The sequence below is a fragment of the Actinoplanes sp. 13 genome (assembly GCF_056134165.1).
Genome location: NZ_JBVYOQ010000041.1, coordinates 50,089 through 61,429 on the forward strand (window position 1 = coordinate 50,089; position 11,341 = coordinate 61,429).

At 69.6% G+C, this 11,341-nt stretch carries 10 protein-coding genes and 1 pseudogene; 5 read left to right on the forward strand and 6 right to left on the reverse strand.

Going from position 1 to position 11,341, the window contains the following annotated elements:
• The first annotated feature begins 30 nt into the window (after positions 1-30).
• Complete coding sequence (locus AC0NH5_RS40145) at positions 31-303, forward strand: hypothetical protein (RefSeq protein WP_474413188.1); 273 nt, start codon at positions 31-33, stop codon at positions 301-303.
• Here the strand turns inward: AC0NH5_RS40145 and AC0NH5_RS40150 are convergent, their stop codons facing one another.
• Positions 304-1,269 (reverse strand): glycoside hydrolase family 6 protein, encoded by a 966-nt coding sequence (locus tag AC0NH5_RS40150; RefSeq protein WP_474413190.1) that lies wholly within the window; start codon positions 1,267-1,269, stop codon positions 304-306.
• 285 nt (positions 1,270-1,554) lie between these two features.
• Between AC0NH5_RS40150 and AC0NH5_RS40155 the strand changes: the two genes are divergently transcribed.
• A complete protein-coding gene (locus AC0NH5_RS40155) occupies positions 1,555-2,568 on the forward strand; it encodes a LacI family DNA-binding transcriptional regulator (protein ID WP_474413192.1) in 1,014 nt (337 codons plus the stop codon).
• A 126-nt stretch (positions 2,569-2,694) separates the two neighbouring features.
• On the opposite strand, the pseudogene AC0NH5_RS40160 reads toward AC0NH5_RS40155, so the two are convergent.
• Positions 2,695-3,021 (reverse strand): annotated as a pseudogene (locus tag AC0NH5_RS40160) (MFS transporter); the annotation flags it as partial.
• 23 nt (positions 3,022-3,044) lie between these two features.
• Here AC0NH5_RS40160 and AC0NH5_RS40165 point away from each other — a divergent pair.
• Positions 3,045-3,212, forward strand: coding sequence for a CGNR zinc finger domain-containing protein (locus tag AC0NH5_RS40165; protein WP_474413203.1), 168 nt, complete (start codon positions 3,045-3,047; stop codon positions 3,210-3,212).
• Positions 3,213-3,222: 10 nt separating this feature from the next.
• Here AC0NH5_RS40165 and AC0NH5_RS40170 read toward each other — a convergent pair whose 3' ends face one another.
• The 3 genes from AC0NH5_RS40170 to AC0NH5_RS40180 form a co-directional block, all read right to left on the reverse strand.
• On the reverse strand, positions 3,223-4,080 hold the full coding sequence (locus AC0NH5_RS40170; protein WP_474413194.1) for a carbohydrate ABC transporter permease: 858 nt from the start codon (positions 4,078-4,080) through the stop codon (positions 3,223-3,225).
• 3 nt (positions 4,081-4,083) lie between these two features.
• Positions 4,084-5,022, reverse strand: a complete 939-nt coding sequence (locus AC0NH5_RS40175) for a carbohydrate ABC transporter permease (protein ID WP_474413196.1) — start codon at positions 5,020-5,022, stop codon at positions 4,084-4,086.
• A 92-nt stretch (positions 5,023-5,114) separates the two neighbouring features.
• On the reverse strand, positions 5,115-6,404 hold the full coding sequence (locus AC0NH5_RS40180) for an ABC transporter substrate-binding protein (RefSeq protein ID WP_474413198.1): 1,290 nt from the start codon (positions 6,402-6,404) through the stop codon (positions 5,115-5,117).
• Between the two features lie 191 nt (positions 6,405-6,595).
• Between AC0NH5_RS40180 and AC0NH5_RS40185 the strand changes: the two genes are divergently transcribed.
• Both AC0NH5_RS40185 and AC0NH5_RS40190 read left to right on the forward strand, forming a co-directional pair.
• On the forward strand, positions 6,596-7,951 hold the full coding sequence (locus AC0NH5_RS40185; protein ID WP_474413200.1) for an endo-1,4-beta-xylanase: 1,356 nt from the start codon (positions 6,596-6,598) through the stop codon (positions 7,949-7,951).
• Positions 7,948-9,468 (forward strand): alpha-N-arabinofuranosidase, encoded by a 1,521-nt coding sequence (locus AC0NH5_RS40190; protein WP_474413201.1) that lies wholly within the window; start codon positions 7,948-7,950, stop codon positions 9,466-9,468. Before AC0NH5_RS40185 ends, AC0NH5_RS40190 begins: the two co-directional genes overlap by 4 nt.
• A 45-nt stretch (positions 9,469-9,513) precedes the next feature.
• On the opposite strand, the gene AC0NH5_RS40195 is transcribed toward AC0NH5_RS40190, so the two are convergent.
• Entirely contained in the window at positions 9,514-11,244 is a 1,731-nt protein-coding gene (locus AC0NH5_RS40195) for a glycoside hydrolase family 43 protein (RefSeq protein ID WP_474413205.1), read from the reverse strand.
• Positions 11,245-11,341 lie beyond the last annotated feature (97 nt).

Consider the following 11,341-nt stretch of genomic DNA (forward strand, 5'->3'; position numbering starts at 1 on the left):
CGTGGCGGAGTTGGAGGAACCATGCGATACATGGCGAACTCACGTCCCGCGCAGGGCGTCGGCCCGGAACAGCTCACCAGGTTCTTCGCCGAGAACAGCGTCTCGTCGGGAGCCTGGGAGCTGATCCGCCATCGGGTGGTGACCTTGTACGCCTTCAAGGTGGGTGACGTTCCCGGTCTCGTGCTGTTCCTGGACGTCGAATCCCGGGACGAGGCCGCCGCGGTGGTGGACGGACTCCCCGCGGTTCAGCACGGCTTGATCACGTTCGATGTCGAGCCCATCGGCAAGTCGTTGCGCCTGTAGTCAGTACCCGTAGATCATCTTGTAGGCGACCTCCGGCAGGAACTGCCCGGCGCTGGATCCGCCGCCGACCCCGCAGTTGCCGTCGGACTCGCCCGGAGTCTTGAGCCACAGCAGCATCTCGGCGCCGCCGCCCAGCTGGGTCGGCGTGCCGATCCGGCGGCCGGCCGGGTTGCACCACTGCCCGTTCGAGCCGTTGCTGTTGCGGCTGGTGTCGATCACGAAGGGCTTGTTGTGGCCGAAGCGCCGCAGCTCGGTGGCGACCCGGTTGCCGAACGTGGTGTTCTCGCCGGTGGTGAAGTAGTTCGACACGTTGAGCGCGAAGCCGCGCGCGTTGCCGACGCCGGCCGTGTTGAGCCGCTGCGCCATCGTGGCGGCGTCGATCCAGCCGGGGTTGCCCGCGTCGAGGTACGCCCACGTGTTGGGCGCCTTCGAGCGGAACTGGCTGGTGGCCCGGGAGAGCATGCCCACCCGCTCGTTGATCTGCGTCTGGTTCATGCAGCTGAAGTCGCCCAGCGAGTCCGGTTCGAGGACCACCACGGCGGGCCGGTTGCCGATGGCGGCGGCGAAGGAGGAGATCCACGCGTCGTACGCGGCGACGCTGCCGGCGCCTCCGCCGGAGTGGCCGCCACAGGCGTCCCGGCCGGGGATGTTGTAGGCGACCAGCAGGGGGAGCTTGTCCGCCGCGTCGGCGGCCCCGACATATCTGCTGACCGCGCCCGCGATGTCGCCGCTCCAGTTGCCGAACCAGCTGGCCATCGGCTTCTGCGCGATCGCGGTCCGGATCGCGGCGGCACGACCGTCACCGGGGTTGGCGGCCACCCATGCCGCCGGGCTGGACTGGGGATTGACGTAGAAGCCGCTGGTCTGGCTGATCGGGTTGGCGTGGGCGGCGGGCGCCCCGATCAGGACAGCCGGGACCACCAGCGAGAGCGCGGCGAACACCCGGGCACGGACGGTTCGTTTCATCGGCAGATCTCCTGAGCGTGGGGGATGGTCAGTGGGTGCCGGTAGACTGGAAGCGCTTCCAGAAAGAGCATCAGCAGATGTCGATCCAATGGTCGGCATGTGTCCAGCAGATGTCAAGGGAGCCGCAGGGCGGTCGTCCTACCTGGACGCCTGAAACTGAGCATTTCTGGGACCGCTTCCAGGCAATACCATCGATCAGCGCCAGTGATGCCGCGGCCGGCTGATCGCCACGCCGCCGGCCACAGCCCTGTCCCGGCGCCGGACGAGGAAGGACTCGGCAACCAGATGGCAGCGACGACACCTCGCCGGCAGCCCACGCTCGACGAGGTGGCCGAGCGCGCCGGTGTGTCCCGCTCCGCGGCGTCCCGGGTGATCAACAAGGCGCCGCACGTCAGCCGGGCGACCCGCGACGCCGTCGAGAAGGCGATCAAGGAGATGGGCTACCTGCCCAACCGCACCGCTCGTGCCCTGGCCACCCGGCAGACCGGGATCGTCGCCCTCGCCGTCTCCCACGACGACCCCGAGTTGTTCGCCGACCCGTTCTTCGCGCAGGTCATCGTCGGTGTGTCCGCGGCGCTCGAGGACACCGACCTGCACCTGCTGCTGTGCCTGGCCAGTTCCGGCCGGGGCCGGTCCCGGCTGACGAACCTGCTGCACACCCGCGGTGTGGACGGCATCATGCTGATGGCGTTGCACGGCGACGATCCGCTGACCGGCATCGTGAGCGAGGCGGGCCTTCCCGCGGTCTACGGCGGCCGGCCGTTGCATTTCGAGCCGCAGTGGTACGTCGACTCCGACAACCTCGGTGGCGCGCGGCGCGCCACCGAGCACCTGATCACCCTCGGCCGGACCCGGATCGCCACCATCACCGGCCAGATGCTGACCGAGGTCGGCAAGGCCCGCCACCGCGGTTACCAGGAGGCGATGATCATCGCCGGTCTCACCCCACACGGCACGGTGGAGGCCGACTTCACCGAGGCCGGCGGCGCCGAGGCGATGCGAACCCTGCTCGACACCCACCCCGACCTCGACGCCGTCTTCGCGGCGAGCGACAAGATGGCGGCCGGAGCGCTGCGCGTGCTGAGCGAGGCCGGCCGATCCGTGCCGGCCGACGTGGCGGTGGTCGGCTTCGACGACCTGGGCATCGCCGAGCGGACCGATCCGCCGCTCACCACGGTCCACCAGCCGATCCAGGCCCTCGGCAAGGAGATGGCCCGGATGCTGATCGGGCTGATCGCCGGGCAGGAGCCCACCTCGATCATCCTGCCCACCCGCCTGGTGCGGCGCGGCTCCGCCTGAGCTCAGGACGATCCCACCAGCGCCCGGCCGGGCCGGCGCGGGCACGAGGCGCTCGCCGAGCGCCAGGGTCAGGGCCACGAGGCTGACCAGGGCGCCGATCAGCACTGTGCCGGCGACCACGGCCAGCACGATCACGCCGAGGCCGGCCGGCGCGAGGAACGACGCCCGCCACCCGGCGCGCTCACCCAGCCAGGTGCCCGCGGGAACGCCCAGGACCAGCGCGACGTTGCCGCCGGCGAACACGACCGCGACCACCCGTCCGCGGAGCCCGGGCCGGAACAGCTCCGCCGCGGCCGGCACCACCACCGCCCAGAACAGCGCGTGGGTGGCCGCCGTCGCGACTCCGGCCGTCATCAGCAGCGCGAACGTGTCGGTGAAGGCCGTGAGCACGTTGCTGACGACGAAGCCGGCCAGCAGCGCCGACAGCAGGAGCCGGCGGGCGAGCAGCGTCAACGGTGGGGCCGCCGGACGACGACGTGCTCACGGGTCATCTCGAGCTGACGGCCTGGAGCGGGGGCTGTCGCTTCCTCTTCTACGACGAGAGCAAGAACCGCAGTCGCCGCTGGTGCAGCATGGACGACTGCGGAACCGCCGCGAAGATCCGGCGCTATGTCGCGGTCCGGCGCACGCGTGCGCCGCGGTGACGACGAGGGCTCACCCCTTCACGGCGCCGGTGAGGCCGCCGACGATGCGGCGTTCGAAGAGGCTGAAGAAGACCAGCGCCGGGATCATCGACAGTGAGGTGAACGCGAGCACCTTCGCGGTGTCGACCGAGTACTGCGAGGAGAACGCCTGCACGCCCAGCGGCAGGGTGAAGCTGTCCTGGTCGTTGAGGATGAACAACGGCAGCAGGTAACTGTTCCAGCTGTTGACGAACGCGAGGATGCCGGTGGTGATCAGGCCGGGAACCGAGAGCGGCAGCACGATCCGCCAGAAGAATCCGAGCCGGGAGCAGCGGTCGATGGCCGCGGCCTCCTCGATCTCCCGGGGGATCGCCCGCAGGAACGGGACCAGGATGATGACCGTGGTGGGCAGTCCGAACGCGATCTGGGGCAGGATGATGCCGGGCAGCGTGTTCACCAGGCCCAGGTTCTTCACCAGGATGTACAACGGCGTGATCGCGACCGTCGCCGGGAACATCAGACCGGCGGCGAACAGCGCGTACATCGCCCCGCGGCCCCGGAATCTGTACCGGGCGAGGACATAACTTGCCATCACGCCCAGCCCGACGACCCCGATCGTGGTGACCACCGCCGCGATCGTCGAGTTGCCGACCTGGCGCCAGAAGGTGTCGCTCGCCAGGACGTCGACGTAGTTGCCGAACACCCACGGGTCCGGCAGGGCGGCCGGATCGGTGGTGATCTGCGAGTTGGTCCGGAACCCACCGATGATGATGTAGATGACGGGGCCGAGCATGAGACCGACCAGGGCCAGCGCGGCGACGTAGGCCACCGGGCTGCCCCAGGCGGCGTTCCTGCTCGGTGGGCGCCGGGTGAGCGTGGTGCCGGCCATGTCCTACCGTCCTCCGGTGAGCGCGCCCTCGGTGTCCCGGCGCAGAACGAAACGCTGATAGACGAGCGCGATGATCATTGAGATGACGAAGAGCACGACCGCCACGGCGTTGCCGTACCCGTAGTTGCCCGCGTTGCGGCCCTCGCTGACCATGTACGTCGCCATGGTCGAGGTGCCGGCGGTGGACGAGACGTACTGACCCCAGATGATGTAGACCAGGTCGAAGAGCTGCAGCGCCCCGATGATCGACAGGAAGGCCCAGATCCGGATCGTCGGGCCGAGCAGCGGCACGGTGATCTGCCGCTGGATCTGCCAGTACGACGCGCCGTCCACCGCGGCGGCCTCGGACAACTCCTCGGGGATGTTCTGCATCCCGGCCAGGAACAGGATCACGGCGAACCCGACGTACTTCCACGTCAGGATCAGCATCAGGGTCCAGATGGCCAGGCTCGGGTTGGCCAGCCAGTCCTCGGCCAGCCAGCCGAGACCGATCGACCGCAGCACGTCGTTGACCGCGCCGTTGGTCTGCAGCATCAGGCTCCAGGCCGTGGCGACGATGACCTCGGCGATCACGTACGGGACGAAGATGAGCACCCGGATCGCCGACTGGCCACGCATCCTCTGGTTGAGCAGCAGGGCGAGGCCGAGGGCGAGCGGGCCCTGCAGGACGAGCGACAGCACGACGATCTGGCCGTTGTGCCACAGCGCCTCGTGGAACAGGCTGTCCTGCAGGATGGTGATGTAGTTGTCGAAGCCGACGTAGTTCGTCGGAACCCCGAAGCCCTTCCAGCGGTAGAAGCCGTAATACGCGGCCATCACGATCGGGAAGATCACGAACCCGACGAACATCAGGATCGCCGGGCCGGACAGCACCACGATCTCCAGACGTTGCGCCCAGCTGATTCCGCGCCGGCGGGGACGGAGCGGAGGCGGCGCCTGCACGCCGCCTCCGCCCTGTCCGCGACTACCGCGCGCATCCTCAGTGACCGTCGTGCCCTCGCCACCGAAGTTGCTGCTCATCGCTCGGGTACCCCTCAGCCCTTCTTGGCTGCGTCGTTCACGGCCTGGATGATCCCGGCGACGTCGCCCTTGCCGGCGAGCAGGTTCACCACACCGACGTTCAGGGCGTTGCCGACGTTCTGGCCGTACACCGTGTCGAGCCACTGCGAGACGTACGGCGCCTTGTTGTAGGCGTCGAGCACCGCCTTGAGGTAGTCCTCGGTGACCGCTCCCTGCGCCTGCTTGCTGACCGGCAGCGCGTTGAACGCCTTGTAGTAGCCCTCCTGCACGTCCTTGGTGAGGATGTAGTTCAGGAAGTCGGTGCACTCCTTCGGCGCGTCGGCCGAGCACGAGTAACCGTCCGCGCCGCCCATGATCGCGGCCGGGTCACCCTGGCCGCCGGGAACCGACGGGAACGGGAAGTAACCCAGGTCGGGCAGCGGTTTGGTGTCCTTGGTCAGCGACGCGATGACGCCCGGGTCCCAGGCGCCCATCAGCTCCATGCTCGCCTTGTAGTTGGCCACCAGGCCCGCCGAGCTGCCCGCGCCCTGCTGGGCGGAGGTGGTGAGGAACCCGTCGTTGAACGGCTTGGTGTCGGCGAACGCCTTGAGGTCCTCGCCGGCCTTGGTCCAGCAGGGGTCGCTGAAGTTCTTGTCCTTGGCGGCGGCGTCGAGCGACGCCTTGCTGCAGGCGCGCAGGGCGAAGAAGTAGTACCAGTGGGCGGCCGGCCAGGCGTCCTTGGCGCCGAGGGCGATCGGCGTGTCGGTGGCCTTGAGCTTGGTGACGGCCGCGGTGAGCTCGTCGAGCGTCGCCGGCGGGGCCGTGACGCCGGCCTTGGTGAACAGATCCTTGCTGTACCAGAAACCGCCGGGCAGGATCGCCACCGGTACGGCGTACGCCTTGCCGTCGACCTGCCCGGTCTGCAGGGCGGCGTCGCCCACGGCCTGCTTGGTCTCGGCGGTGATGGCGTCGGTGATGTCCTTGAGCTGGCCCGCCTCGACCATCGCGGCCATCTTCCCGCCACCGCGCTGCAGGAAGATGTCGGGCGCCGAGCCGGAGTTCAGCGCGGTCTGCAGCTTGCCGTCCATGTCCTCGTTCTGGACCTGCTGGATCTTGATCGTGACGCCTGGGTTGGCGGCCTGGAAGTCGGCGACGGTCTTGTCCCAGAACGCCTTGCCGGGCCCGGTCGTCGCGTTGTGCCAGAACTGCATCGTCACGTTGCCGCCCGAGTCGGCGTCGCCGTCGTCGCCGCTTCCGCAGGCGACCAGGCTCATGGCGCTCAACGCGACCACGGCAGCCACTGCGAGGGTCCTTCTAGGTGCCATGAAGCCCCACCTTCCGGTAGCGAAACTTTCGGAGTGTTTCCGAAAGATGGCGCTCAAGCTATGGAGAGGTCAATAGACATGTCAAGATATTCATCACGGTAGGAGCGTGGCGTTTACGTAACGATTCCGATACTTGGAGTGATATGGCAACGCGGCGGATCCAGGATGCCCAGGGTGGGTGGCGCTGAAGCATGACTGCTGGAGATCAGAAAGTAACGACATCAGGCGGAAGTTTCGCCCCGACCCCGGCGCAGCTCGGTCACCGTCACGGCACGGTCGTCGTCACCGTGCTCGATGCCGACGGGCACCCGCTCAGCGACCGCGACGTGGTCATCGAGCAGCGCGCCCACGCCTTCACGTTCGGCAACATCGGCTTCGACTTCCTCGCCCTGGCGAACGAGGAGACCAGCCCGCCGGACGGCCCGGTCGGCAGCGCGTCCCCGGACCAGGCGGCGCGGCTCGCCGGCCTGTTCTTCGACGTCTTCAACACGGCGACCCTGCCGTTCTACTGGGGCGTCTTCGAACCCCGGCGCGGCCGGCCCGACACCGATCGGCTGCGCCGCACCGCGCAGTGGTTCGCCGACCGCGGCTGCCGGGTGAAGGGCCACCCGCTGGTCTGGCACACCCTGGCGCCGGACTGGCTGCGGGAGATGCCGTCCGACGAGCTCGAAGCGACGGTTCGCGCGCGGATCAGGCGTGAGGTGGCCGGCTTCGCGGACGTCGTGGACACCTGGGACGTGCTCAACGAAGCAGTGATCATGCCGGTGTTCCGCAACGAGGACCGGCCCAACGCGATCACCCGGCTGGCCTGGGAGCGGGGCCGGATCGCCACCGTCCGGCTCGCCTTCGAGGAGGCGCGCGCGGCCGGCCCGGCGGCGACGCTGCTGCTCAACGACTTCGACCTGTCCACGGCGTACGAATGCCTGATCGAAGGTCTTCTCGAGGCCGGCGTCCCGATCGACGCCCTGGGGCTGCAGAGCCACATGCATCAGGGTTATTGGGGCGAGGAGCGGACGCTGGCGATCCTGGACCGGTTCGCCCGGTACGGGCTGCCGATCCACATGACCGAGACCACGCTGGTCTCCGGCCACCTGATGCCGGCCGAGATCGAGGACCTCAACGACTACCGGATCCCGTCGTGGCCCTCCACACCGGAGGGCGAACAGCGGCAGGCGGACGAGATCGTCCGGCACTACCGCACCCTGCTCGCACACCCCGCGGTGCAGGCGATCACCTACTGGGGGCTGTCGGACGACGGCGCGTGGCTCGGCGCTCCCTGCGGCCTCGTGCGTGCCGACGGCACGCCGAAACCCGCGTACGACGCGCTGCGCGCACTGGTGAAAGGGGAGTGGTGGCTGTCCCCGGCGACGCTGCGCACCGACGACGCCGGCCGCGTCGGGGTGCGCGGTTTCCTCGGCGACTACCAGCTGCGGTGCGCCGGCCGCACGGCATCCCTCACGATCGCCGCACCCGGGACCGCGGCGACCACGCTCCGGCTCGAGGAACCGGCCGGCGAACCCTCATCCGCAGGGAAAGGCACCCGTTGAGCATCGAAGCCGTCATCAACGTGGACGTCGACGGTCCACAGATCAGCCGACACGTCTACGGACATTTCGCCGAGCATCTCGGCCGCTGCGTCTACGGCGGCTTCTACGTCGGCGAGGACTCCGACATCCCGCACCAGGGCGGCATCCGGCTCGACGTGGTGGAGGCGCTGCGCGCCCTCGACATCCCGAACCTGCGCTGGCCGGGCGGCTGTTTCGCCGACGAGTACCACTGGCGGGACGGCGTCGGCCCGAAGGACCGGCGGCCCGTCATGGTCAACACGCACTGGGGCGGGGTCGAGGAGAACAACCACTTCGGCACCCACGAGTTCATGGCGCTGTGCGAACTGCTCGGCGCCGAGCCGTACATCAGCGGCAACGTCGGCTCCGGCACCGTCCGGGAGATGAGCGAATGGGTGGAATACCTGACCCGCGACGGTGACTCACCGATGGCCCGGCTGCGCAAGGCCAACGGCCGCGACGAGCCGTGGCGGGTGCGGTTCTGGGGCCTGGGCAACGAGGCGTGGGGCTGTGGGGGCACCATGACGGCCGGGCATTACGCGCAGGAGGCCCGGCGGTACGGCACGTACAGCCGCGATTACGGCGACAACAAGCTCTACAAGATCGCTGCGGGCGCCAACAGCGCCGATTACGCCTGGACCGAGACGCTGATGAAGCAGATCGGGCATCTCGGCTGCCGGCACATCCCCAGCACGCCGTACCACGCCCTGTCCCTGCACTACTACACGGTTACCGGCCCGACCTGGGACGACAAGGGATCGGCCACCGAATTCGGCACCGATGAGTACTACGCGACGATGGTCTCCGCGGCCCGCGTCGAGGAGCTGATCGCCGGCCACGCGGCGGTGATGGACTGTTACGACGCGAACAAGACCGTCGGCCTGGTCCTGGACGAGTGGGGCACCTGGTTCGACGTGGAGCCCGGCACCAACCCCGGCTTCCTGTACCAGCAGAACACGCTGCGCGACGCGCTGGTGGCGAGCGTGCACTTCGACGTCTTCCACCGGCACGCCGACCGCCTGGTGATGGCCAACATCGCGCAGACGGTGAACGTGCTGCAAGCCATGATCCTCACCGATCCGGAGTCGAAGGCCATCGTCCGTACGCCGACCTATCACGTCTTCCGGATGAACCGGGGACATCAGGACGCGACGTCGCTGCGGGTCGACTTCCGCACCCCGCCGCCGTCCCGCCCGGTCGGCGACGCGACGCTGACGACGGTCTCGGTGTCGGCCAGCCGCAAGGACGGCCGGCTGCTCGTCTCGCTGTCCAACCTGGATGCCGGTTCCGCCGCCGACGTGGAGATCGACCTGCGGGGCGGCACGGTCGCGGACGTCGAGGCCCTGATCCTGACCTCCGGGGCGCTGCAGGACCACAACACGCCGCAGTCGCCGTCGGTGGTGGCGCCCCAGACGTACGACGGTGTCTCGCTGACCGGCGGCACGCTGCGGGTGCACCTGCCGGCCCACTCGTTCGTCACCGTGAGCGGCGCGCTGTGAGCCGGTCCGGGCCGGGTGACACGTCATTCGGCCCGGACCGTGACGTCAGTCCGTGCGGTACACGGCCCGGTCGAAGTCGGCGTACCCGCCCTCGGCGCCCAGGTCCTGCACCCAGAGACCGACGAAGGCGCCGGTGAAGCCCCACGCCTCCGGCTCGCCGGGGACCATCGTCGCGGCGTACTCGTCGGACAGGGTGGTGGCGTCGAAGGTCTGGCCGAGCTCGTGCCAGACCGGCTCGGCGTCCGGGCCGGTGGTGTAGGCGAACGTCAGCGCCGGCCCGTCCAGGCGCAGGCGCAGGCCCACCCGCCGCACCTCACCGAGTGGCGTCCGCAGGCCCGGCGCGACCGTGACGCGTCCACTGTCGCAGCACAGCACATCGAGCACCGGCGCGCCGTCGTCGTCGGTGGTCACGTGCAGGTAGTACCAGTTGCGGGTGTTGTAGTACGCCGTGATGCCCGCCAGCTGGCGGAAGTTGCGGGGCTCGAACTCGCACGTCGCCTCGAAGGTGGAGCGGCGCGCCGTCACCCGGCGGGCCACCAGGCTCGGCCGGTGCCGGGCCATCGGTGACTGGCCACCGTGGATCCGCAGGTGCGACGGGCGGGCGCCCAGGTCGGCCCAGTCCGGCGTGGCCGGGCGCCGCAGCGTCGACCAGTTGGGGCCGAGCACCGGGGCGTCGAAATGGTCGTCCTCGCACTGCTCGGAGGACGGCGGCCGGGGCAGCGCGGCGGCGCCGGCCGGGGCCGGGAACTGCTCGGCCGGCACGCCGCCGTGGATGCGGGGCCAGCCACCGTCCGGCCACTCCACCTGCTGCAGGGCGGTCTCACGCCCGAGCACGCACCGGCCGGACGGCGCGTACGGGCGGGCGGCCAGGTGTGCCAGGTACCACTCGCCGGCCGGGGTCTGCACGAGGCTGCCGTGGCCGGCCTTCTGCAGGGCCAGGTCCGGGCGCCCGGTCGAGGAGAGCAGCGGGCCGGCCGGATCCACCTCGTACCCGCCGAGCAGGTGCCGCGACCGGGCGACCGTGGTCTGATGCGTCCAGCTGGTGCCGCCCTCCGCGGTGACCAGGTAATACCAGCCGTCCTTGCGATAGACGATCGGCGCTTCGGTGAGCCCCACGTCGGTGCCTTCGAAGATCAGGTGGGCCGGCCCCACCAGGCGGCGCCCGGCCGGGTCGTACTGCTGCGCCTCGATGCCGGCGAAGCGGTTGCGGCCCGGTCGCCAGTCGGCTCGCATCGACAGCATCCAGGTGGTGCCGTCCTCGTCGTGGAACAGCGACGCGTCGAAGCCGCGGCCGTGCAGGACCACCGGGTCGGACCACGGGCCGGTGATGCTCGGCGCGGTCACCAGGTAGTTCTGGGGGTCCCAGTAACCGCCGGCGAACGTCGCCACGTCGGCGTACAGCAGGTGGAACAGCCCGTTGGCGTAGGTGAGGTTCGGTGCCCAGATCCCGCAGGAGTCGGCGGCCCCGGCGAGGTCGAGGAGCCGCCGCTCGGTCAGCACGCCGCCGAGCGGCTGCCAGTCGACCAGGTCGGTCGAGTGGTGCACCCGCACGCCCGGGTACCACTCGAACGTCGACGTCGCGATGTAGTAGTCGGAACCGACACGCAGAATCGACGGATCCGGATGGAAGCCCGGCAGCACCGGGTTCCGGATCATCCGGCGACGGGTCGCGCCGTCACCGGCCGTGGAGACAGCGGCCTTGGCGATCGTCATGAAGTACCTTCCGCTGAAGGTGGCGCGGCGGTCGAACCCGCCGCGCCACAGGTGCAGGGTCATGACCGGCCGGATCAGCCTGCCCGGCAGGTGACCGTGGGCCAGGTCCAGTTGCCGTTGGCCATGATGGTCACGCCGAAGTTGTTGCCGTTGCCGTTGG

Excerpts from the sequence above, each read along its gene's own strand:
- AC0NH5_RS40170 (WP_474413194.1), bottom strand. The coding sequence starts at position 4,080 with ATGGCCGGCACCACGCTCACCCGGCGCCCACCGAGCAGGAACGCCGCC.
- AC0NH5_RS40155 (WP_474413192.1), top strand. The coding sequence starts at position 1,555 with ATGGCAGCGACGACACCTCGCCGGCAGCCCACGCTCGACGAGGTGGCC.
- AC0NH5_RS40195 (WP_474413205.1), bottom strand. The coding sequence starts at position 11,244 with ATGACCCTGCACCTGTGGCGCGGCGGGTTCGACCGCCGCGCCACCTTC.
- AC0NH5_RS40150 (WP_474413190.1), bottom strand. The coding sequence starts at position 1,269 with ATGAAACGAACCGTCCGTGCCCGGGTGTTCGCCGCGCTCTCGCTGGTG.
- AC0NH5_RS40185 (WP_474413200.1), top strand. The coding sequence starts at position 6,596 with ATGACTGCTGGAGATCAGAAAGTAACGACATCAGGCGGAAGTTTCGCC.
- AC0NH5_RS40180 (WP_474413198.1), bottom strand. The coding sequence starts at position 6,404 with ATGGCACCTAGAAGGACCCTCGCAGTGGCTGCCGTGGTCGCGTTGAGC.
- AC0NH5_RS40145 (WP_474413188.1), top strand. The coding sequence starts at position 31 with ATGGCGAACTCACGTCCCGCGCAGGGCGTCGGCCCGGAACAGCTCACC.